Raw genomic sequence first — 21,198 nt, forward strand, 5'->3', positions numbered from 1 at the left:
CGCTTATTCCCCAATGCGCCTCGCCCGCCGTGGTGGCTTAGCCATCTATCGCCATCGCGGGCTCAGGCGTCGTTGCCTTCCGGGTTGGCCGAGACGATGCGGCTCAGGCTGGGCGGCACATCCTTGCCCATGCGCCGGTCGCGGAACAGTGCCGCACGCATCAAGAAGATATTGGTGATGGGGACAGCCACCGACAGCAGCACGGCGATCAGCAAGGTGTGAAAGCTGGGCTTGTGCGACTGCAGGCTGAAGTAAAAGACGGAGCTCCAGACAATCAGCCAGCAGCCGGCGCAGGCGATGATCGACGGGGTGTGCACGCGTTCGTAGTAGCTGGGCAGGCGAAACAGGCTGAGCGCGCCGATCAAGGTGATCAGGCAGCCAGCGAGCACCAGCACCGACACGAGAATCTGCACCCAGATGGGCAGGTCGATTTCCGTCATTCGATCACCTCCCCGCGCAGCAGGAACTTGGCCATGGCTGTAGAGCTGACAAAGCCAAACAGCGCGATGAGCAGGGCCGCTTCAAAGTAATTGACCGATGCATAGTGGATGCCCAGTACCAGCATGGCGAGCATGCCGATCAGGTACATGCAGTCCAGGGCCAGCACGCGGTCCTGGGCCTGCGGGCCCTTGAGCAGCCGGATCATCGCAAACAGCATGGCCAGCAGCAAGATGAACAGGGCTGCCGGCATGGTCCAGGCAAGAATGTTGTTCATTCAAAAATCTCCATGAGGGGCCGTTCATAGAAGGCCTTGATGTGGTCGATGACGCCCTGCGGGTCATCTGCCTCCAGCACATGCAGCAGCAGGATGGAGCGGTCACGCGATATCTCGGCCCAGGCGGTGCCCGGGGTGATACAGACGATCATCGCCAGTACCGCCAGACCATTGGGGTCGCGCAGTTGCAGGGGCACATGCACAAAGCCGGCGGGCTTTTTGCGGCTGCCCGGCATCAGCAGCAGGCGCAGCACGGCGCCATTGGAGCGAATCGAATCGGCCGCCACGCGCAGGCCCAGGCGGATGATGGTCAAGGGCTTTTTGATGCTGACCGAGCGGGGGCGCAGGCCTTGGGTCAGCACCGGGATCAGCAAGCCGAACAGCACGCCCAGGATGATCTGCCCGGGGCTGATGCTGCGGTTGAGCAGCAGCCACACCAGGCACAGCAGCACGGACAGCAGGGGGGCAGGGAAAAGGCGCTTCATCGCTCGCTACCTCCTGCAGGGGCTGCATCTGGCGCCGCTGTAAAGCCTGATTCAGGCAGCACGGTCGGGATCTCGGGCGCAACCACGGGCTTGGCCGTGGGGGAGGGCTTGGGACTGGTCTCCAGCACCGCGCGGATGTAGTTGCCGGGCGAGTGGAGGTTGTCGGCCGCGCGCTGGGTAAAGCGCATCACGCTGGCGCCATGGGTCACCATCAAAATGCAGCAGCCCAGCAAAATGGCCAGGGGCAGGCCTTCGATCACCTTCAGCTCGGGCGTGTTGCGGCTGATGCTGGACCAGAACTCGCGAATGCCGATGCGCACCAGGGCCGTCAAGGCCATCAGGCCCGTGGCGATCAGGATGGCCATGAACAGCCAGCCCAGCCAGCCGATCTGTGTGCCGGCCGACGAGCCCAGACCCAGCGGATTGAGCAGCGCCGAGAGCATCGCGAACTTGCCGATAAAGCCCGACAGCGGTGGCAGGCCGGAAATCACCAAGGTGCAGACCATGAACGACAGGCCCAGGAAGGCCATGGCCGCCGGAATGGCCCGGCCAATCAGCACTTCCTCGTCCTCGTCGAGGTTCAGGCCCTCGCGCGGCAACAGCTCTGCCGTCAAAAACGGCGCCTCCTCATCCTCAAAGCGGACACTGGCGCCGTCGGTCGTGCGCCAACGCTCAATCAGGTCGGTGACCAGGAACAGTGCGGCCACGGCCAAGGTGGAGCTGGGCATGTAGTACAGCAAGGCGCTGGTCATCAGGTTCTGGCCAAAGCCGGCAGCGGCGAGCAAGGTGCCGGCCGACAGAATGGCTGCATAGCCCGCCACATAGCCCAGGCGCTGCGTGCCCAGGATGGAGACGGCCGCGTACAGCATCGTGGCGAGCCCGCCCAGGATCAGCCAGGCGCTGCCAAAATGGGCCGAAGGCCCGGCCTCGCTGCTGAACATCAAGGTCCACAGGCGCACAATCGTGTAGATGCCCACCTTGGTCATCAGTGCAAAAATGGCACCCACCGGCGCGGTGGCCGAGCCATAGGCGGGCACCAGCCAGAAGTTCAGCGGCCAGACCGCCGCCTTGATCAAGAAGGCGGTCGCCAGAATGCCCGCTGCGGTATGCAGCAAGCCCCGGTCCGCGCTGCTGACGCTGGGGATGATGCGCGCCAGATCGGCCATGTTCAAGGTGCCGGTGATGCCGTAGAGCATCGACACGCCGATCAGGAACAGCGATGAGGCCGCCAGGTTGATGGCGATGTAGTGCAGGCCATGCTGCACCCGTGATTTGCCCGAGCCGTGCAGCAGCAAACCGTACGATGCCGCCAGCATGATCTCGAAGAACACGAAGAGGTTGAACAGGTCACCGGTCAGGAAGGCGCCGGCCAGGCCCATCATCTGGAACTGGAACAACGGGTGAAAATGCACGCCCACCCGGTGCCAGCGCGCGCCGGAATACACCACGGCGCAGAGCGCGACCACACTGGTGGTCAGCAGCATCAGGGCCGAGAGCCGGTCGAGCACCAGCACAATGCCAAACGGCGCGGCCCAGTTGCCCGAGAGGTAGACGCTCATCGAGGTGGCCATGCCATCCTGGTTGCTCCATTTGACCAGGGCCATCGCAATGACCAGGCCGATCAGGCAGGAGCTGATGTTCATCAGCAGTTTGGTGCGTTGGTACTTCTCGCCCAAGGTCAGCATCAGCGCTGCGGTCAGCATGGGCAGCAAAATCGGTGCCAGCAGCAGGTGCGGCATCAGGCGCTCAGTCAGCATCATCAGCGACATCAAGGCGCCTCCTGCACATCGTTGGACAGGGAGCCATCCACATGGTCAGTGCCCGTCATGCCGCGCGAGGCGAGCAGCACCACCAAAAAGAGCGCGGTCATCGCAAAGCCGATGACGATGGCCGTCAGCACCAGGGCCTGCGGCATGGGGTCGGCGTAATGCATCAAATCGGTGGGCACACCGGGCTGCAGTATCGGTTCGCGGTCGATCGCCAGGCCCACGCGGCCCATGCTGAAGATAAACAAATTGACCGCATACGACAGCAAGAGCAGACCCATGATGATCTGAAAAGTCCGTGGGCGCAGCAACAGCCAGACGCCGGAGCCGGTCAATACGCCAATGGCAATGGCCAGTACGATTTCCATTTGGTATTGTCCTTAGGGTTGAGAAGCGGAGTCGCTGCGCTCGCCTTGCTGGCGCTCGTGGAAGCGGAATCCCCGGACGGATTGGTGGGCAATGCTGGTGAGCATCAGCATGGTCGAGCCGACCACCAGCGAGAACACCCCAATATCAAAGAACAGCGCGCTGGCCACATGGATCTCGCCCACCACGGGCAAGGTCAGGTGCGCGGTGTGGCTGGTGAGGAAGGGGTAGCCAAAGTACCAGCTGCCCACACCCGTGCCCAGCGCAAACAGCAGGCCGGCGGCGATCCAGCGGCGCGGGTAGATCGGCAGATGCGATTCCACCCAGTGCGTGCCGGAGATGATGTACTGCAGCAGCAGGCCGATGGCCAGGGTCAGGCCGGCCACAAAGCCGCCACCGGGCTCGTTGTGGCCGCGCATGAACAGGTACATCGCCACAATCGCGGCAAACGGCAGCAAGAGGCGCACCAGCACCGCTGGCACCATCAGATAGCCGACAGCCGTATCGGTGGCGCTGCGCGGGTTGAGCAGGTCGGTCTGCAAGTCAGCCGGCAAAAAGCGCTGCTGCTCGGGCACATCCATGGCCTCAGGTGCGGGGCGGAAGCGGCGCAGCAGTGCATAGACGGTGAGCGCCACAATGCCAAGCACGACAATTTCACCAAAGGTATCAAAACCCCGGAAGTCGACCAGCATGACGTTGACCACGTTGGTGCCGCCGCCCTCGGGCAGGGCACGCTCCAGGAAGAAGGTCGAGGTGCTCTCCGGGAAAGGCCGGCTCATCATCGCAAATGACAGCCAGGCCATGCCACCACCGGCCAGCAGCGCAATCGCCAGGTCACGCCAGCGGCGCAATGTGACCAGTGCGCCATGCTGGGAGACTTTCTTGAGCTTCTTGTCGCGCTTGGGCAGCCAGCGCAGGCCCAGCAGCAGCAGCACCGTGGTAACCACCTCGACCACCAGCTGGGTCAAGGCCAGATCGGGTGCAGAGAACCACAGGAAGGTCATGCAGGTGGCGAGACCCGCGCCACCCAAGGTGACCAGGGCCGCCAGGCGGTGGTACTTGACCAGGAAAGCCGCTGCCAGCGAGCAGCTGATACCGATCAGCCACAAAATGCCAAAGGCGGGCGACAGCGGCTGCAGGCCCCGGTTGCCCAGTTGCAGGCCGTGGATCAGCAAGGGCAGGGTGGCGGTCAGCAAGGCGGCCAGCACCAGCCACAGCGCCTGCCACTGCCAGCGGCGCGTGCCCAGCCAGCGGCGCATATGGCGCGCGCCATTGGTGATGATCGCCATCACCGCCTGGAACACCCATTGGCCATTGACGCGGCCAACCAGCGGCGCATCATCGAGGTATTGCTTGGATCGCAACAGGCGCAGCAGCAAGTACAGCAGGATGCCCGCCAGCATCGCGATGATGCTCATCACCAGCGGTGCATTGATGCCATGCCACAGCGCCAGGCTGAACTCCGGCAAATTGCCACCCACCACCGGCGAGGCGGCTGCATCCAGGTAGCTGCCCACAGCCCAGGCCGGGAAAATACCCACCAGCAGGCAGATCAGAACCAAGAGCTCGACCGGCACGCGCATCCAGTGCGGCGGCTCATGGGGCTCATGGGGCAGATCGGTGGCCGGGGGGCCAAAAAATACATCGACCGTGAAGCGCAGCGAATAGGCGACGCTGAAAATGCCGGCCAAGGTGGCGGCCACCGGCAAGGCGGTGGTCAGAAACGGCGTGGTGTTGATGTACACCGTCTCGGCAAAGAACATCTCTTTGGACAAAAAGCCGTTGAGCAGCGGCACGCCGGCCATCGCCGCGCTGGCCACCATCGCCAAGGTGCCGGTGATCGGCATCATCTTTTGCAGGCCGGAGAGGCGGCGGATATCGCGGGTGCCGGATTCATGGTCGACAATGCCGGCGGCCATGAACAGCGAGGCCTTGAAGGTCGCATGGTTCATGATGTGGAACACGGCAGCGACAGCGGCCAGCGGGCTGTTGAGGCCCAGCAGCAAGGTGATCAGGCCCAGGTGCGACAAGGTGGAGTAGGCCAACAGCGCCTTCATGTCATGCTGGAACATGGCGATATAGCCACCCAGCAGCAAGGTGATGGCGCCGGCACCGCCAACGAGCCAGAACCATTCCTCGGTACCGCTCAGTGCAGGCCAGAGGCGGGCGAGCAAAAAGACCCCCGCCTTGACCATGGTTGCCGAGTGCAGATAAGCGGAGACGGGGGTCGGGGCTGCCATCGCGCGCGGCAGCCAGAAATGGAAGGGGAACTGGGCGCTCTTGGTGAGCGCGCCGAGCAGGATCAGCACCAGGGTGACGCGGTAGAGCTCGTGGTTGCGGATCTGGTCGCCTGCGGCCAGCACATTGTCGAGCTCATAGCTGCCCACAATGTGGCCCAGCAGCAGCACACCGCCCAAGAGGCACAAGCCCCCGGTGCCGGTCACGGTGAGCGCCATGCGCGCGCCCATGCGGGCATCCTTGCGGTGGTGCCAGTAGCCGATCAGCAGGAAGGAGAACAGGCTGGTCAGCTCCCAGAAGAACACCAGCTGGATCAGGTTGCCCGAGAGCACCACGCCCATCATCGAGCCCATGAAGGCCAGGAAGAACGAGAAAAAGCGCGGCACCGGATCGGCTTGCGACATGTAGTAGCGCGCATACAGCACGACCAGACTGCCGATACCCAGCACCAGGATGGAGAACAGCCAGGCAAACCCGTCCATGCGGAAGTGCAGATCCAGGCCCAGCTGGCCCAGCCAGGCAACGTTGTGGTGCACGACGCCGTTGTTCTGCGTTTCCGGGAAAAGCATGGCGACCTGAACCACACAGAACACCGCTATGGCCCCAGCCAGCGTGGACTCGGTGTTACGCGCGTTGGCAGGCAACAGCGCTGCAATTGCGCTGCCGATGAAGGGGAGGAGGATCAGGTATGAAAGTGCCATTTCTTTGTAAATTCTACAAGCTGGCCCGATCCCAGCTGCTACTAAAACCCGAGCAAGTTCAGGATATTGGTCATGGCTTATCGATAGTCAATACCCCATGTTAGTGACTGCAAATGCGCGAGCAAAGGTGTTTTCTTGATGCCTGTTTTGGGTATGCGCCCATGCATGCTTTGCATGAATAGCCCGGCGCTTGCCCATAGCACAACACTGCAGGCTTGCTGCAGTGTCGGGTGGCTGGTTCAGGGGGAGGTGATGGCGGCGCCGCAGGCCAAAAACACCGGTTGGGCGTGGCGGAAGCGCATATTGCGCCGCTGCTGGCGCATGGCTGCAGAGCGGTGCGGGCGGGGCTGGGCTGCGTGGGGTCCGGTGCCGTGGCATATCAGGGCTCCTGCGCCCCAGGGCAGGGCGTTTCCGCATCCTAGCAGAAGCAGCAGCGAAGTCCTATCGCTGTTTGGATAGGTTTAGAACAGGCGCTTACTGTTCTTCAACCCGGCGTGGCGGGTAGCTGTCCCAGGATTGGCAGCCGGGGCACTGCCAGAAATGCTGGCGCGCCTCAAAGCCGCAGGCAGCGCAGCGGTAGCGGGTGAGAGGCTTGGCGGCATTGTCCAGTGCGCGCTGAATGGCCGGGTGGTGCTCTTCGTGGCTGAGCGATTCCTGCGCGAGCCAGCGGCCGGCTGCAACCAGCGAGGGCTCATGGCGCAGGTGCTCGATGTACCAGTCGCGCCCCACCGGGCCCTCGGCTTGTTCCACGCCGGCAAATTCGTCCAGCTGCACCAGGCTTTGCATCACATCCAGCGATGGCGCGCTTTGGTAGTTGGCCTCCAGCAGCGCACGCACCTGGGGCTTGCGCTCGTCGCTCTTGACCAGCTCCAGCATCAGCGGTGCGACCAGGGGTACCGATGAGGGCGACACCGAGGCCAGCTCCATCAACGATCCCAAGGCCAGCGCGGGATGGCCGCTCTTGTGCTGCAGGTGGGCCAGCTCGATCCGGGGGCGCGGCGCGTGCGGAGCCTCGGACTGGGCTTGCTGCAGCAAATCCTGCGCGGCGTCGAGCTGTCCTTGTGCCAACTGGCCCAGCGCCTGTTCGCACAGGTAATGGGCAATGCGTACGCTGTAGTCGCCCTGGTTGTGGCTGTGCATCAGGCGCGCGATCTGCACGGCTTGGGGCCAGTCATGGGCGCGCTCATAGATCGCCAGGCGCGAGAGGCGTGCCTCATTCTCGTAGGGGGTGTTCTCCAGCCGGGCCAGCGCATCTTCGGCGCGGTCCAGCAGGCCTGCTTTCATGAAATCCAGGGCCAGCGCATGCTGGGCGCGTTCGCGCTCGGGCTTGCTGATGTCGGCGCGCGAGAGCAGGTGCTCATGCACGCGCACGGCGCGGCTGTATTCGCCCCGGCGGCGGAACAGATTGCCCAGCGCAAAGTGCAGCTCGGCGGTATCGGGGTCGTTCTGCACGGCCTCGATAAAGGCATCGATGGCCTTGTCCTGCTGCTCGTTCAAGAGAAAGTTCAGCCCCTTGAAGTAGGCCTTGGGGGCGCTGCGGTTCTCGCGGCGGATCTGGCGCAGATCAAAGCGCGAGGCCAGCCAGCCCAGTACAAACGCTGCGGGGAAACCCAGCAGGATCCAGGAGATGTCAAATTCCATGAGGTGGCAGCGGGGTGGTCTCGTCCGCAGGGGCGTTGGTGGAAGGGGTGGGCTCGCCCGCAGCGGTTTGCGCTGCCGCTGCACGCTGCGCGGCTTTGCGGTGCTTCCACCAGCGCGGCACCATGCCGATGATGCCGACAATCACGCCCGCGCTGAAGGCGAGCAGCACCACCAGAACCAGCGGCGCCTGCCATTGGGTGCCAAAAAACAGATGCACCACCACATCCCGCTGGTTATTGAGCGCAAATGCAAACAGGGTGAAGAAGATGACAGCTTTGAGCAGCCACAGCAGGTATTTCATGGCAGTGACAGGAATGGCTTGGGCGCCATTCTACGTGGATTCCCACGCCTGGCCTGGAAAAGCAAATGCCAGCGCGAGGCTGGCATTGGTCGAAAGAAGGTGACGAGCCTGACCCCGGCACTGGATCCACAGTTAGGGCTGCTTGGTTCCCCACCTGACCCGGTTGGCCGCTTCCCCATGCGAGGAGGCCCGTCAGCTGTCGATTGTACCTAAAGAATGGGACCCCCTTGGCCAAGCTGGCCAAAAAGTCCTTGTTCGCCTATGCGGCCAGGGCGCAGCGGCCAAAAGTATTGCAAGCTGCGCGCAGCCAGTGCCGCCCATGGCCGTGACTGACCGTAGAATGCGATGCTATGTCTTATCTTGTTCTCGCTCGCAAATACCGTCCGCGAAATTTCTCTGAAATGGTAGGCCAGGAGCATGTGGTGCAGGCGCTGTCCAATGCGCTGGTGCAGCAGCGCTTGCACCATGCCTATCTGTTCACGGGAACCCGGGGTGTGGGCAAGACGACGGTCTCGCGCATTCTGGCCAAGTCGCTCAACTGCACGGGCGCTGACGGCCATGGCGGCATCACCGCTGCGCCCTGCGGCGTGTGCCCGGCCTGTACCGAGATCGACAGCGGACGTTTCCCCGATTACACCGAGCTCGATGCCGCCTCCAACCGCGGCGTCGATGAAGTGCAGGGCCTCCTGGAGCAAGCGGTGTACAAGCCGGTGCAGGGGCGCTTCAAGGTCTTCATGATCGACGAAGTGCACATGCTCACCAATACCGCCTTCAATGCGATGTTGAAGACGCTGGAAGAGCCGCCCGAGTACCTGAAGTTTGTGCTGGCGACGACCGACCCGCAAAAGGTGCCGGTCACGGTGCTGTCGCGCTGCCTGCAGTTCAACCTGCGCCCGATGGCGCCAGAGACCATCCAGGAACACCTGGGCCGCGTGCTGGTGCAAGAGCAGATTGCGGCCGAGCCGCAAGCCTTGCGGCTGCTGTCGCGCTCGGCCCGTGGTTCGATGCGCGATGCGCTGTCGCTGACCGACCAGGCGATTGCCTTTGGTGGCGGCCAGCTGCAGGAAGCCAGCGTGCGCCAGATGCTGGGTGCCGTCGATTCCAGCCATGTGTTTCGCCTGATCGATGCGCTGGCGCGCGGTGATGGCGCCGAGGTGGTCGATACCGTCAACCAGCTGCGCCACCAGGGTCTCTCGGCCGCATCCACCCTGGAAGACATGGCCGTGCAGCTGCAGCGCATGGCCGTGTTCCAGGCCGTGCCGGACAAGGCCCAGGCCGCCGGCGCGCAAGACGATGCCGAGCAGCAGGAGCTGCTGCGCCTGGCCCAGCAGATGCCTGCGGACGAGACCCAGCTGCTCTACAGCATTGCGCTGCATGGCCGGGGCGAGCTGGGTTTGGCACCGGATGAATATGCGGCCTTGACGATGGCGCTGCTGCGGCTGCTGGCCTTCAAGCCTGCGGGCGCGGCTGAAAAAAAAACTCTGAATAGTGGGGCTGTGGCCCCGGTGGCTGCTGCGCCCAAGCCAGCAGCTGCGCCGATTGCTGCGCCTGCCGTGGCTGTTGCTCCGCCCGTGGTGGCGCCGGTTGTAGCATCTCCAGCGCCGCAGGTCGCCACTGTGGTGGATGCGCCCGTAGCCGTTGCGGCGCCTATTGCTGCTGCGCCATCGGCCGCCATTTCTGCGCCTGTTTCTGCACCGGTTTCAGCGCCCACTCCTGTGTTCGCGCCTGTGCCCACACCGGCACCTGTGACCGCTCCAGTGGCCCAGCCAGCAGCTCCGGCTCCGGAGCCTATCGCCGCCACGCCCACGGTGGAAGCCGTCAAGCTGCCGGTGCGTAGCGCAGAAGATTTGATTCCCGCACGCGCCGCTGCCACGGTGGCGCCTGCCGCAGTCGAGCCGCCGACCCCCGCCCAGACCGAGAAGGAGCTGGTGGAAGAGGAGCAGCCGCAGTCCCATGACGACGATGCCCCGTCCGAGCCGGACAGCGATGCCGAGGACGAGACCGCAGCGCCGTACTTTGACGAGGTACCGATGGAGGCCTATGCGGATGACGAGCCAGCAGCGCTGGCCGATCTGCCCGCTGCAGCGCCCGCCGCGCAGCCGCCCGCTGCAGCGGCCCCTGACCGTGCCAGCCTGATCGCCTTGCCGGTGCAAACGCCGCAAGCCAGTGAGCTGGACCGACCAGCGGCCAACTTTGGCGAGAACCTGGGCCGCGTGCCGCCCGAATTCGAGGACACCGAAGAGGGCCGATTCTGGAACGACACGGTTACCGGCCTGGTGCAGGCCGAAGCCATCACGGCGGTGGCGCGCCAGTTGGCGCTGCGCTCCCAGCTCATCAAGCGCGAGGCCGATGCCTGGTGGCTGCGGGTGGACCTGGAGTCGCTCGCCCAGCCCGGCACGATCGAGCGCCTGCGCACCGCGCTGGTGGCCGCCGGTCTGGTGGGCAAGATCGAGGTGTCGGTGGGCGCCGTGAGCGACTGCCCGGCGCGGCGCAAGGCCCATGCCGTGCAGGCCCGCCAGCGCGCGGCCGAGGACACCGTGCGCCAGGATCCCTATGTCCAGTCTTTGATACAGCAATTTGGCGCGAAAATAGTGCCCGGTAGCATTCAGCCTCTATGATGCGGCGTTCGCTGGCAGATGGGCCTCCCCGCCTGCCGCAGGTTTTTATACAAAAGGATTTTCCATGTTCAACAAAGGACAACTCGCTGGTTTGATGAAGCAAGCCCAGGCCATGCAGGACAACCTCAAGAAGGCCCAGGACGACCTGGCCAACATCGAGGTCGAAGGCGAGTCCGGTGCCGGTCTCGTCAAGGTGCTGATGACCTGCAAGCACGACGTCAAGCGCGTGACCATTGACCCCAGCCTGCTGTCCGAAGACAAGGACATGCTCGAAGACCTGGTGGCTGCCGCCTTCAACGCTGCCGTGCGCAAGGCCGAAGAGACCAGCAACGAGAAGATGGGCAAGATCACCGCTGGCATGCCAGGCCTGCCCGGCGGCATGAAGTTCCCGTTCTAAGCTAGTCACTTTGTCGCAAGCTTTTATCGTTACCAAGCCCTTGGCTGCTCTGCACGGCCAAGGGCTTGTCTGTCTGGTGCAGCTGCTGATGGGCCCTGGCCATGTCTGATACCGGCACCCTGGAGGCGCTGGTGCAAGCGCTGCGCCGCCTGCCAGGCGTGGGGGTGAAGTCGGCATCGCGCATGGCGTTTCACCTGCTGCAAAACGACCGCGAGGGCGCCGAGCTGCTCTCGCGTGCCTTGCACGAGGCCAGCAGCCGGGTGCAGCACTGCGAGCGCTGCCACACCTTTACCGAAAACAGCATCTGCGACACCTGCCTGGACGAAGGGCGGGATGCCGCGCGCCTGTGCGTGGTGGAGACCCCGGCGGACCAGGCGGCGCTGGAGCGCACTGGTGCGTACAAGGGCTATTACTACGTGCTGATGGGGCGCCTGTCGCCGCTCGACGGCATTGGCCCGCGCGACATCGGTGTGCAGCAATTGCTGCAGCGCGCGAGCGACGGCGTGGTGCAGGAGGTGATCCTGGCCACCAATTTCACTGCCGAAGGGGAGGCCACTGCCCATGTGATCAGCGAGGCCTTGCAGCGCAAGGGCATTGGCTTTACGCGCCTGGCGCGTGGGGTGCCTATCGGCAGCGAGCTCGAATATGTGGACCTGGGCACCATTGCCCACGCATTGGCCGATCGCCGCTAAGGCCTTGGTGACTGGCGCGGTCAGCGCCTTTTCCCAGTAATTCAGGGGTTTGCGCCGCCTTTGGCGCAGGGCCTCCCGCAGACTGGGAAATGGGGTTTTCCTGCACCGCCGGCAGGGCTAAATCCCGCTGTGGCGCCCGGCGCGCTGCTTGCGACCGATTACAATTCAATGCTGATCTTTATGGTTATTTATGCATTTCATGCATGAATTGACCCCGGTGCAGTCTCTGTTTTCCTGGATTTGCCCGCTTTTCTGTCTCGCACGCCTGCTTCTCTGGCCGCACCGTTGCAAAGATCATTCTCCGTTCTCGTTATTGCATCTAGCCGTGTTGCTGCCGGCTGTGCCTCGTGTTTTTTAGGATTTTTGCGTGCAATCTACTGCTGTATCCAAGCGAAATATTCTGGCCGCTGTCATTGGCAATGCGCTCGAATGGTATGACTTTCTGGTCTTTGCCTTCATGACGCCCATTGTGGCCAAGCTGTTCTTCCCCTCCAACCCCAACGATCCGGGCGATGACCTCAACCGCATCCTGATGACCACGGCCGTGTTTGGCGTGGGCTTCTTCATGCGCCCAGTCGGCGGCATTCTGCTGGGCCTGTACGGCGACCGCAAGGGCCGCAAGGCGGCGATGGTGATGGTCACCGGCATCATGGCCGTGGCCATTGCACTGATCACCTTTGCGCCCACCTACCAGGGTGTGGGCATCTGGGCGCCGATCTTCATCGTGCTGGCGCGCCTGCTGCAAGGTTTTGCCGCAGGGGGTGAGTTTGGCACCTCGACAGCTCTGCTGATCGAGCTGGCGCCCAAGGGCAAGCGGGGCTTTTACGGCTCCTGGCAGATGACGGGCCAGATGGCGGCGCTGCTGATCGGTGCAGCCGTGGGTACCTTGATCACCGACTTCTTTACCCAGGAGCAGCTGATGTCCTGGGCCTGGCGCATTCCTTTCGCCGTGGGCCTGTTGATCGTGCCGGTGGCCATCTATATCCGCCGCCATGTGGAAGAGCCAGAAACCTTTGTGAAGATGCAGGCCGCGCAAAAGGCCGGCACGGTCAAGCAAGTCGGTGTGCTGGAGATGCTGCGCACCCATGCACGTGAGACCCTGGTCGGCATGGGCCTGGTGGTAACGGCCACGGTGTCGATCTACATCACCTTCACCTACCTGGTGACCTATTCGACTGTCACCTTGAAGCTGCCGCTGCACGATACTTTCATGGTGCAGATGGCCGGCGCTGCGCTGATGGTGGTGCTGATGCCCTTCATGGGTGCCTGGTCGGACCGTGTGGGCCGCCGTCCCTTGATGATTGGCTCGCTGCTGGGTTATCTGCTGGTGCTGTACCCGCTGTACGCCTGGCTGACCGATGGCCCGACCATTGCCAAGCTGATGACCGTGCAGGTCGTTGTGTGCCTGTTTGTATCGGTGTTCTTTGGCGTCTTCAGCACGGTGATGGCTGAGCTCTTCCCCGCCAATGTGCGTTCAGTCGGCATGTCCATGGCCTACAACATCGCCGTGATGGTGTTTGGCGGCTTTGCCCAGTTCATCGTGACCTGGCTGATCAAGACCACGGGCTCGACCATGTCGCCTGCCTTCTATGTGATGTTTGGCGTGACCCTGGGTTTGATTGCGGCGTTCTTTATCCGTGAGCGCGCACACGACGACAACCTGGACGGCGAGATGGTCTGATCACCCGGCCCAGCACCCGCTGCGGTGTGGGCAACAGTGCCAAAAAAAAGCCCGGTGCTGCATCAGCATCGGGCTTTTTATCTGGGGGCTATGTAGCCTAGGCCAGCACGGGCAGCAAGGCCTGCCACTCCTGGGCCAGCAGGCACGCCGATGGGGCCAGCGCCCCGGGCAGCAGCTGGTTGGCGGTTTGTGCAACGCCCATGCCCAAAATATGGCCGAGCAGCAAGGCACCGGCCACCAGTTGCAGGTTGCCGGCGGGCACTTGCGGCCACTGCGCCTGGGCCTTGGCTGCCAGCTCTGCGCTCAGGCGTGGGTAGAGCTTTTCGCAGTGCTGGATCTGGGGCAGCTGCGGAATCTTGGCCGCCACGGCCTGCAGCATGGTCTCCCAGGCCTTGAGGTGCTCGGCCGGGTAGGCCTGGACCAGCTCGGGCAAGGACAGGTAGGGCGCGCGCGCCTCCAGGTTTTGCGACTGCGCCATGCGCAGCAGATTGAACAGCAGGGCGGGGCGGTGCTGCAGCAGCTCGACCAGGGTGGCGGTATCGGCCTTGTTGTTCAGCGCCTGAGCCAGTGCGGCGACATCGGCGGTGCTGGGCAGCACGACCCGGGCGGGAATGGGCTCGGGGCGGCTGACCGCATAGCCTTGGAGCAGATGGGCCTTGTTCTCCTGCGCCAATTGCAGCTGTGCAGCGGACTCGATCTTGTCGGCGATCAAGGTGGCCCCAGAGATGCGGCGCGCCCACTGCAGCATCAGTACCGCGCGCTCGGCAGACAGCACCGAGAAATCGATCTTCAGGTAGTTGACCAGGTCGTGCCAGGGCGCGTAGGCCGAATCGAGCACCGAATGGTTGAACGCGAGCGCAAAGCCCTTGGCACGCAAGGCTTCCAGCGCAGGGCGGCGTGCCAGTGCCTCTGACGATGCGGCATGGCCCAGCGACGGGATCTCCAGCACCACCTGGCTTGCAGGCAGCAGATTCAGATAGCTGCCGCGCAGGCTCTCGAACGTGGTGTTCAGAAACAGCAGGCCGTCGCCCAGCAAGGGGGCGGGCTCGATGTGCGAGAGCACGGCATGCGTCAGCGCCAGGTCCGATTCCAGCGTATGGGACGACGCGGTGCGTGAGCGGTTGAATATCTCGTGGCCGATGACGGCACCGTCGGCATCCTTGATCGGCTGCCAGGCAATGGGGGGTGCGGGTGACGTGAACACCATGGCAGCTGCCATGGAGGGGGGTGTTGAAGGAGGCGCGCTCGTGTGTTGCATGTACGGCTGAACCATTGCATGCATCAGTGGTGCCTCACCAGCAACTGGCGCAAGCAATGTCTGCATTTCGTTATCTCGGGATCGACGTGCATTGTCCTTCATATCAGGCATTTCACGCGTCTGTGGAGAGAGTGAACCTGCTGGTTTTGTAGCAAACTGCACACGCTTTTGGCGTATAAAAAGCGTCTGTTTGTTACAGTTGCCCCTGCAGCCAGTCCAACTCGCTCTGGCTGAACCCAGCTTCGCGGCGGGCAGACAGGTTGATCGGCGGGCGGGGGCGAGGTGCCTCGTAGTGGCTCACAAGCCAGCTGTAGTGCCGTTCCGGGTCCAGATCGCGCTGCGCGCAAAGAAATCGGTACCAGTGGTTGCCGATCGCCACGTGACCCACTTCTTCGCGCAGGATGATGTCCAGGATCGCGACTGCCTCCAGGGCGTCTGGCGCAGCCGTTTGTTGCAATTTTGACTGGATCTGGGGAGTTGCATCCAAACCACGGGCCTCCAGGGTGCGGGGCACCAAGGCCATGCGCGCAACGATGTCATCGGCGGTTTTCTCGCACATGGTCCACAGGCCCTGGTGCGCCGGGTAGTCGCCATAGTCATGGCCCCATTTGCGCAAATGGGCGCGCAGCAGCCGGAAATGCTTGGCTTCCTCGCCCGCCACCTGCAGCCAGTCCTGGTAGAAGGCCTCGGGCATGCCGCCATAGCGCCAGATCGCATCGAGCGCCAGGTTGATGGCGTTGAACTCGATATGGGCGATGGCGTGCAGCAAGATGGCGCGGCCCTCGGCCGTGGCGGGCGAGCGCCGGCCCATGGCGGTGTGGACCTTGAGCTCAGGCCTGGCCGGGTGGCCGGGCAGGCTGGTGCCCTCGGGAACAGCCAACTGCGCCTGGGGTGCTATTGAAATAGTGGCTCTTTGCGCATACATGGCAAGGGTGAGCGCGGATTTTTCCTCGGCATCGGCCACACACAGGGCCTGCAAGGCACATTGACGTAATTCCATCCCTACAATTATGAGGCTGGCGCCCCCATGGCGGCGTGCAAGGCAGGCATGGCCCGCGCTGCTGCGAGCACCAAGGGGGTGCTTGACCCAGAACCATAACCCGATGGAGACATGATGGCGAAATATGAACTCGATGGTGTGCAGCCGCAGGTTGCCGCCTCGGCATGGATTGCAGACAGCGCGCAGGTGATCGGCCGCGTGGAGATGGCCGCAGACAGCAGTGTGTGGTTTGGTGCCATCCTGCGTGGGGACAATGACCCGATCCGCATTGGCGAGGGCAGCAATATCCAGGACGGCAGTGTGCTGCACACCGACAAGGGCAAGCCCCTGGACATCGGCAAGCACGTCACCATCGGCCATAACGTCATCTTGCATGGCTGCACGATTGGCGATGCGTCGCTGATCGGCATGGGCGCCATTGTGCTCAACGGTGCCAAAATCGGCCGCCATTGCCTGGTGGGTGCTGGCGCGGTGGTGACCGAGAACAAGGAGTTTCCTGAAGGCAGCTTGATTGTGGGCAGCCCCGCCAAGGTGGTGCGCCAGTTGAGCCAGGAGCAGATCGAGGGGCTGCGGCGCAGTGCAGAGGGCTATATGGCCAATGCGCGGCGTTTCAAATCGGGTCTGCGAAAATTGCCGGATTGAGGCGCTGTGGCCCCGGGTGTGAAGCCCGGGCGCAGCAGGCCTGCATGTATTGAATTGGAAGATTACAGTGTCTGAACTGCATAAATTTTTGTTTGATGGGCTGCCCGTGCGGGGAGCCATTGTTCGACTGACCGATGCCTGGCAAGAGATCTTGCAGCGCCGCGCAGTCAATACCAGTACCGGCCCGTACCCGCTGCCGGTGCAGGAGATGCTCGGCGAGATGACCGCCGCCGGCGTGCTGATGCAGTCCAACATCAAATTCAACGGCGCGCTGGTGTTCCAGATCTCGGGCGATGGCCCGGTGAAGCTGGCCGTCACCGAGGTGCTGACCAACCTGAGCGTGCGCTCCACCGTCACGATGATTGGTGATCTGCCCGCCGATGCGACCTTGACCGATATGGTCAATGTGCATGGCAAGGGCCGCTGCGCGATCACCCTGGACCCCAAGGACAAGCAACCCGGCCAGCAGCCCTACCAGGGCGTGGTGCCGCTGGTCGATGTGGATGGCCAGCCGCTCGAGAGCATGGCCGCCATCTTGCAGCAGTACATGCGCCAGTCCGAGCAGCTCGACACTGTGCTGGTGCTGGCAGCCAACGACAAGGTGGCCGCTGGCCTCATCGTGCAGCGCATGCCGATCAAGGGCGAGGCCAATCTGGCAGCAGGCGCGCAGAACACCGAAGAGGTCGACCAGATCGGCCTCAACGAAGAGTACAACCGCATCGCCCACCTGGCGGCCAGCCTGACCCGCGATGAGCTGCTGAACCTCGACGTCGAGACCATCCTGCACCGCCTGTTCTGGGAAGAAAAGCTGCTGCGCTTTGTGCCCGAAGACGGCGAAGGCGGCCCGCACTTTGCCTGCACCTGCAGCCGCGAGCGCGTGGGCAATATGCTGCGCAGCCTGGGCCAGGAAGAGTCCGACAGCATTCTGGAAGAGCAGGGCATGATCGAGGTGGGCTGCGAATTCTGTGGCCAGCAGTACCGCTTTGATGCGGTCGATGTGGCGCATCTGTTTACCGAGCGCGGCAATGACCCGCCGGCCTCCAACCTGATGCAGTGATGCCGGGCGCCGCTGGCCGCGCGCTTAGCTGGCTGGCGGTGTGATCAGGCCCTGAAACAGGCGCAGCTCGCAATCGGGGTCGCTGCATTTTTCGCAGTTCCAGCGCGCACGCGCGCCTGGGTTGGCCTGGCGCAATGCCGTGCGCAAAGCCTGCAGGCCCGGCGCCAGGGGGAACCAGTTGCACAGTGCCGCAAGTGCTTCCTGCTCCCGCCGGTGCCCCTGGCTGAACAACAATTGAAACGCCTGCCCCTGGGCCACCAGGTGCAGGCGTGCTTGCATCAGCAGGGTCTGCGCCGGATCGGTTTGGCTGGCGCTGTCACGCATTGGTGGCGCCAGCAGCAGCACGGCGTCATGCCGCGCCAGGACAGCGGCTGGCATATCTGACGTTGGCGAGGCGGTGAGTTGCGCAAAGCTGCAGGCCTGCAGCACCCATGCCGGGGGCGATGCCGTATCGCCCTGTGCCAGATAATGCGCCAGTTGCTGCGCGAGTTGTGCTGCATCCTCACAAGCTGCCGAGGCCAGATAGACCGTCGGTGGCAAGCCCTGGGGGCTGGGCATCATGGCAGAGGAGGGCGTCGCAGGCATGGCGGCGATGATACGGCCAAAGCCGGGGGCGGGCGACAAAAAAGCGCCTCCGAAGAGGCGCTTGCTGGGGCTGGGGGCTGCACTGCTTTATTTGCGCGTGTACTGCACAAACACTTCATTGGGCTTGACCATGCCCAGCTCATTGCGGGCCTTGCCTTCGACCATGTCCATGCCCTGCTTGAGGTCGTTGACCTCGGTCTCCAGGCGCACGTTCTCGCGTGTGGCCGCTTCGTTCTCTGTTTTCTGCGTGGCGATTTGCTGCTTCATGTCCTTGACGTAGGGCACGCTGCCGCGCCCACTCCAGAGCTGGGCATGGATGCTGACCAAAATGGCCAGCAGCACAAAGGGAACAATGCGAGAGATCATGGCAAACAGGGCTCGAAAGGGCTGGCGGGGCAGGGCCTGAGGCCATGCCCCGCAGCAGGCTTAGCGCAGATTGTAGAAGGCGGCGCGGCCGGGGTACACGGCCACTTCGCCCAGGTCTTCTTCAATGCGCAGCAGCTGGTTGTACTTGGCCATGCGGTCCGAGCGGCTCAGCGACCCGGTCTTGATCTGGCCCGCATTCAAGCCCACGGCGATGTCGGCGATGGTGCTGTCTTCGGTCTCGCCCGAGCGGTGCGAGATCACGGCGGTGTAGCCGGCGCGCTTGGCCATCTCGATGGCGGCAAAGGTTTCGCTCAAGGTGCCGATCTGGTTGATCTTGATCAGGATCGAGTTGGCGATGCCCTTGTCGATGCCTTCCTTGAGGATCTTGGTGTTGGTCACGAACAGGTCGTCACCCACCAGCTGCACCTTCTTGCCTAGGCGCTCGGTCAGCACCTTCCAGCCATCCCAGTCGCCTTCGTGCATGCCGTCTTCGATGGAGATGATGGGGTACTTGTCGCACCATGCGGCCAGCATGTCGGTCCATTGCTCGGCCGTCAGGCTGATGCCGCCTTCGCCTTCGAGCACGTACTTGCCGTCCTTGTAGAACTCGGAGGCAGCGCAGTCCAGCGCCAGAGCGATCTGCTCGCCGGCGGTGTAGCCGGCCTGGTCGATGGCTTCGAGGATCAGCTGGATAGCGGCTTCATGGTTCTCGACCGATGGCGCAAATCCGCCTTCGTCGCCCACGGCGGTCGGCATGCCACGGCTGTCGATGATCTTCTTCAGAGCGTGGAACACCTCAGCACCCCAGCGCAGCGCTTCGCGGAAGCTCGGCGCGCCCACGGGCACGATCATGAACTCTTGCAGGTCCAGCGAGTTGTTGGCGTGGGCGCCGCCGTTGATGACGTTCATCATCGGCACGGGCAGCTGCACACCGCCCATGCCGCCAAAGTAGCGGTACAGCGGCAGACCGGCTTCTTCGGCAGCGGCGCGGGCCACGGCCATCGACACGGCCAGCATGGCATTGGCGCCCAGGCGGCTCTTGTTGTCGGTGTTGTCCAGGTCGATCAGGGTCTTGTCCAGGAAGGCCTGCTCGGCGGCATCCAGGCCCAGAATGGCTTCGGAGATTTCGGTATTGATGTGCTCGACGGCCTTGAGCACGCCCTTGCCCAGGTAGCGGCTCTTGTCGCCGTCGCGCAGCTCGATGGCTTCACGCGAGCCGGTGGAGGCGCCCGAGGGGACGGCCGCGCGGCCCATCACACCCGATTCCAGCAATACATCACATTCCACGGTGGGGTTGCCACGCGAATCCAGAATTTCGCGGCCAACGATATCAACAATTGCACTCACTTTAGAGCCTTTCAGAGATTGAGAAAAGGGTTGGTGCGCTGCAAACGGGTGGACTGCAACTGCACGGAATCAAGGGGTTTGGCAGGGCGATGCAGCGCTTAAACGCCTTCGACCAGCACCATGCGCATGATGGCAGCGCCGGCACGTGCCTCGCGCGCCTTGCTGTATTCGGGGGAGTCGTAAAAACGGCGGGCTTGCTCGCTGTCCTTGAACTTCAGGATCACGGTGCGGCCAGGGTTCCAGTCGCCCTCGATCACCTCGACCTTGCCGCCGCGCACACAGACCTCGGCGCCATAGGTTTGCATGGCGATGGTGCTGTACTTGCGGTACTCCTCGTACTGCTCGGGGTTGGTGACGGTGACCGATGCAATGATGTATGCGCTTGGCATTTAAGCTCCAAAATTGTTTTCCAGGAAACCGTTCTTCTTGGTGATGCTGTCCAGCGCCACCATGGTTTCGAGCAAGGCCTTCATGTGCTTGAGCGGCACGGCATTGGGGCCATCGCTCAGGGCGTTGCAGGGGTCGGGATGGGTTTCCATGAACACGCCAGCGACGCCCACGGCAATCGCTGCACGGGCCAGCACGGGCACCATCTCGCGCATGCCGCCGCTGGAGGTGCCATTGCCGCCGGGCAACTGCACGCTGTGCGTGGCGTCGAACACCACGGGCGCATTGGTTTCGCGCATGATGGCGAGCGAGCGCATGTCGCTCACCAGGTTGTTGTAGCCAAAGCTGGCACCGCGTTCGCAGGCCATGAAGCTGTCTTCGGGCAGACCCACTTCCTTGGCGGCAGCGCGGGCCTTGTCGATGACATTCTTCATGTCATGCGGGGCCAGAAACTGGCCCTTCTTGATATTCACGGGCTTGCCCGATTGCGCGACCGCACGGATGAAGTCGGTCTGGCGGCACAGGAACGCGGGGGTCTGCAGCACATCGACGATGCTGGCCACGTAGGGCACTTCGGCTTCGGTGTGCACATCGGTGAGGATGGGCACATTCAGCTCTTTTTTCACCTTGGCCAGAATCTCCAGGCCCTTTTCCATGCCGGGGCCGCGAAAGCTCGTGCCCGAGCTGCGGTTGGCCTTGTCAAAGCTGCTCTTGAAGATAAAGGGGATGCCCAGGCTGGACGTCATTTCCTTGAGCTGTCCGGCCACATCCATCTGCAGCTGCTCGGACTCGACCACGCAGGGGCCGGCGATCAGGAAAAACGGTTTATCAAGCCCGATATTAAATCCGCACAATTGCATGGACGGTGTTCCTTAAGGATGGGGTGAGAGCAAAGACGCCATGAAAAACGCAGCGTTGGTGGATGCTTTGTTTGTCATGGCTTCTGTGTGTGCCG

At 63.2% G+C, this 21,198-nt stretch carries 21 protein-coding genes and 1 other RNA gene; 6 read left to right on the forward strand and 16 right to left on the reverse strand.

The features are described from left to right. Positions 1-62: 62 nt before the first annotated feature. From mnhG to ffs, 9 genes are all read right to left on the reverse strand, one after another. Entirely contained in the window at positions 63-440 is a 378-nt protein-coding gene (gene mnhG, locus WH303_RS08450; RefSeq protein ID WP_021028263.1) for a monovalent cation/H(+) antiporter subunit G, read from the reverse strand. Next, positions 437-715, reverse strand: a complete 279-nt coding sequence (locus tag WH303_RS08455; protein ID WP_021028262.1) for a K+/H+ antiporter subunit F — start codon at positions 713-715, stop codon at positions 437-439. Before WH303_RS08455 ends, mnhG begins: the two co-directional genes overlap by 4 nt. Further along, positions 712-1,200, reverse strand: a complete 489-nt coding sequence (locus WH303_RS08460) for a Na+/H+ antiporter subunit E (protein ID WP_339517949.1) — start codon at positions 1,198-1,200, stop codon at positions 712-714. Before WH303_RS08460 ends, WH303_RS08455 begins: the two co-directional genes overlap by 4 nt. Beyond that, positions 1,197-2,969, reverse strand: coding sequence for a monovalent cation/H+ antiporter subunit D (locus WH303_RS08465; RefSeq protein WP_021028260.1), 1,773 nt, complete (start codon positions 2,967-2,969; stop codon positions 1,197-1,199). Before WH303_RS08465 ends, WH303_RS08460 begins: the two co-directional genes overlap by 4 nt. After that, positions 2,969-3,334 (reverse strand): Na+/H+ antiporter subunit C, encoded by a 366-nt coding sequence (locus WH303_RS08470; RefSeq protein ID WP_021028259.1) that lies wholly within the window; start codon positions 3,332-3,334, stop codon positions 2,969-2,971. Before WH303_RS08470 ends, WH303_RS08465 begins: the two co-directional genes overlap by 1 nt. Before the next feature lie 12 nt (positions 3,335-3,346). After that, entirely contained in the window at positions 3,347-6,271 is a 2,925-nt protein-coding gene (locus WH303_RS08475) for a monovalent cation/H+ antiporter subunit A (protein ID WP_339517950.1), read from the reverse strand. 474 nt (positions 6,272-6,745) lie between these two features. Next, a complete protein-coding gene (gene lapB / locus WH303_RS08480; protein WP_339517951.1) occupies positions 6,746-7,912 on the reverse strand; it encodes a lipopolysaccharide assembly protein LapB in 1,167 nt (388 codons plus the stop codon). Beyond that, complete coding sequence (locus tag WH303_RS08485; RefSeq protein ID WP_312988353.1) at positions 7,902-8,213, reverse strand: LapA family protein; 312 nt, start codon at positions 8,211-8,213, stop codon at positions 7,902-7,904. Before WH303_RS08485 ends, lapB begins: the two co-directional genes overlap by 11 nt. A gap of 98 nt (positions 8,214-8,311) precedes the next feature. Beyond that, positions 8,312-8,407: signal recognition particle sRNA small type (gene ffs, locus WH303_RS08490), an RNA gene on the reverse strand. A 156-nt stretch (positions 8,408-8,563) separates the two neighbouring features. Here ffs and dnaX point away from each other — a divergent pair. The 4 genes from dnaX (at position 8,564) to WH303_RS08510 (ending at position 13,601) form a co-directional block, all read left to right on the forward strand. Further along, a complete protein-coding gene (dnaX, locus tag WH303_RS08495; RefSeq protein WP_339517952.1) occupies positions 8,564-10,831 on the forward strand; it encodes a DNA polymerase III subunit gamma/tau in 2,268 nt (755 codons plus the stop codon). A gap of 64 nt (positions 10,832-10,895) precedes the next feature. After that, positions 10,896-11,228, forward strand: coding sequence for a YbaB/EbfC family nucleoid-associated protein (locus tag WH303_RS08500; protein ID WP_021028254.1), 333 nt, complete (start codon positions 10,896-10,898; stop codon positions 11,226-11,228). A 101-nt stretch (positions 11,229-11,329) separates the two neighbouring features. Further along, the gene (gene recR, locus WH303_RS08505) at positions 11,330-11,920 is read left to right on the forward strand and encodes a recombination mediator RecR (RefSeq protein ID WP_021028253.1); all 591 of its coding nucleotides are present in this window, start codon (positions 11,330-11,332) and stop codon (positions 11,918-11,920) included. Between the two features lie 367 nt (positions 11,921-12,287). Further along, positions 12,288-13,601 (forward strand): MFS transporter, encoded by a 1,314-nt coding sequence (locus WH303_RS08510; protein ID WP_339517953.1) that lies wholly within the window; start codon positions 12,288-12,290, stop codon positions 13,599-13,601. Between the two features lie 97 nt (positions 13,602-13,698). On the opposite strand, the gene WH303_RS08515 is transcribed toward WH303_RS08510, so the two are convergent. Both WH303_RS08515 and WH303_RS08520 read right to left on the reverse strand, forming a co-directional pair. Then, positions 13,699-14,820 carry an EAL domain-containing protein gene (locus WH303_RS08515; protein WP_339517955.1) on the reverse strand — a complete coding sequence of 374 codons (1,122 nt, stop codon included), beginning with the start codon at positions 14,818-14,820 and terminating at the stop codon, positions 13,699-13,701. Between the two features lie 232 nt (positions 14,821-15,052). Beyond that, the gene (locus tag WH303_RS08520) at positions 15,053-15,859 is read right to left on the reverse strand and encodes a ferritin-like domain-containing protein (protein WP_339517957.1); all 807 of its coding nucleotides are present in this window, start codon (positions 15,857-15,859) and stop codon (positions 15,053-15,055) included. Positions 15,860-15,973: 114 nt separating this feature from the next. Here WH303_RS08520 and WH303_RS08525 point away from each other — a divergent pair, with 114 nt between their 5' ends. Both WH303_RS08525 and hslO read left to right on the forward strand, forming a co-directional pair. Then, positions 15,974-16,501 (forward strand): gamma carbonic anhydrase family protein, encoded by a 528-nt coding sequence (locus tag WH303_RS08525; RefSeq protein ID WP_339517958.1) that lies wholly within the window; start codon positions 15,974-15,976, stop codon positions 16,499-16,501. A gap of 67 nt (positions 16,502-16,568) precedes the next feature. Continuing rightward, complete coding sequence (gene hslO / locus WH303_RS08530) at positions 16,569-17,558, forward strand: Hsp33 family molecular chaperone HslO (protein ID WP_339517959.1); 990 nt, start codon at positions 16,569-16,571, stop codon at positions 17,556-17,558. 24 nt (positions 17,559-17,582) lie between these two features. Here hslO and WH303_RS08535 read toward each other — a convergent pair whose 3' ends face one another. From WH303_RS08535 to kdsA, 5 genes are all read right to left on the reverse strand, one after another. After that, positions 17,583-18,182 (reverse strand): hypothetical protein, encoded by a 600-nt coding sequence (locus WH303_RS08535; RefSeq protein ID WP_339517960.1) that lies wholly within the window; start codon positions 18,180-18,182, stop codon positions 17,583-17,585. Between the two features lie 48 nt (positions 18,183-18,230). Continuing rightward, positions 18,231-18,509: an FtsB family cell division protein gene (locus WH303_RS08540; RefSeq protein ID WP_021028246.1), complete on the reverse strand. Its 279-nt coding sequence runs from the start codon at positions 18,507-18,509 to the stop codon at positions 18,231-18,233. Positions 18,510-18,569: 60 nt separating this feature from the next. Continuing rightward, positions 18,570-19,856 (reverse strand): phosphopyruvate hydratase, encoded by a 1,287-nt coding sequence (gene eno / locus WH303_RS08545; protein WP_021028245.1) that lies wholly within the window; start codon positions 19,854-19,856, stop codon positions 18,570-18,572. A 98-nt stretch (positions 19,857-19,954) separates the two neighbouring features. Next, positions 19,955-20,245 (reverse strand): DUF1330 domain-containing protein, encoded by a 291-nt coding sequence (locus WH303_RS08550; protein ID WP_021028244.1) that lies wholly within the window; start codon positions 20,243-20,245, stop codon positions 19,955-19,957. Further along, positions 20,246-21,103 (reverse strand): 3-deoxy-8-phosphooctulonate synthase, encoded by an 858-nt coding sequence (gene kdsA, locus WH303_RS08555; RefSeq protein WP_339517963.1) that lies wholly within the window; start codon positions 21,101-21,103, stop codon positions 20,246-20,248. It abuts the gene before it with no gap. Positions 21,104-21,198 lie beyond the last annotated feature (95 nt).

Source organism: Comamonas sp. MYb69, from assembly GCF_037479315.1.
In the GTDB taxonomy this organism is placed as follows: domain Bacteria; phylum Pseudomonadota; class Gammaproteobacteria; order Burkholderiales; family Burkholderiaceae_C; genus Comamonas.

Coding starts and splice junctions, on each gene's coding strand:
- kdsA (WP_339517963.1), bottom strand. CDS start 21,103: ATGCAATTGTGCGGATTTAATATCGGGCTTGATAAACCGTTTTTCCTG.
- WH303_RS08515 (WP_339517955.1), bottom strand. CDS start 14,820: ATGGCAGCTGCCATGGTGTTCACGTCACCCGCACCCCCCATTGCCTGG.
- WH303_RS08475 (WP_339517950.1), bottom strand. CDS start 6,271: ATGGCACTTTCATACCTGATCCTCCTCCCCTTCATCGGCAGCGCAATT.
- WH303_RS08520 (WP_339517957.1), bottom strand. CDS start 15,859: ATGGAATTACGTCAATGTGCCTTGCAGGCCCTGTGTGTGGCCGATGCC.
- WH303_RS08465 (WP_021028260.1), bottom strand. CDS start 2,969: ATGTCGCTGATGATGCTGACTGAGCGCCTGATGCCGCACCTGCTGCTG.
- dnaX (WP_339517952.1), top strand. CDS start 8,564: ATGTCTTATCTTGTTCTCGCTCGCAAATACCGTCCGCGAAATTTCTCT.
- lapB (WP_339517951.1), bottom strand. CDS start 7,912: ATGGAATTTGACATCTCCTGGATCCTGCTGGGTTTCCCCGCAGCGTTT.
- WH303_RS08470 (WP_021028259.1), bottom strand. CDS start 3,334: ATGGAAATCGTACTGGCCATTGCCATTGGCGTATTGACCGGCTCCGGC.
- WH303_RS08540 (WP_021028246.1), bottom strand. CDS start 18,509: ATGATCTCTCGCATTGTTCCCTTTGTGCTGCTGGCCATTTTGGTCAGC.
- WH303_RS08460 (WP_339517949.1), bottom strand. CDS start 1,200: ATGAAGCGCCTTTTCCCTGCCCCCCTGCTGTCCGTGCTGCTGTGCCTG.
- WH303_RS08550 (WP_021028244.1), bottom strand. CDS start 20,245: ATGCCAAGCGCATACATCATTGCATCGGTCACCGTCACCAACCCCGAG.
- WH303_RS08485 (WP_312988353.1), bottom strand. CDS start 8,213: ATGAAATACCTGCTGTGGCTGCTCAAAGCTGTCATCTTCTTCACCCTG.
- recR (WP_021028253.1), top strand. CDS start 11,330: ATGTCTGATACCGGCACCCTGGAGGCGCTGGTGCAAGCGCTGCGCCGC.
- mnhG (WP_021028263.1), bottom strand. CDS start 440: ATGACGGAAATCGACCTGCCCATCTGGGTGCAGATTCTCGTGTCGGTG.
- WH303_RS08455 (WP_021028262.1), bottom strand. CDS start 715: ATGAACAACATTCTTGCCTGGACCATGCCGGCAGCCCTGTTCATCTTG.
- WH303_RS08525 (WP_339517958.1), top strand. CDS start 15,974: ATGGCGAAATATGAACTCGATGGTGTGCAGCCGCAGGTTGCCGCCTCG.
- WH303_RS08500 (WP_021028254.1), top strand. CDS start 10,896: ATGTTCAACAAAGGACAACTCGCTGGTTTGATGAAGCAAGCCCAGGCC.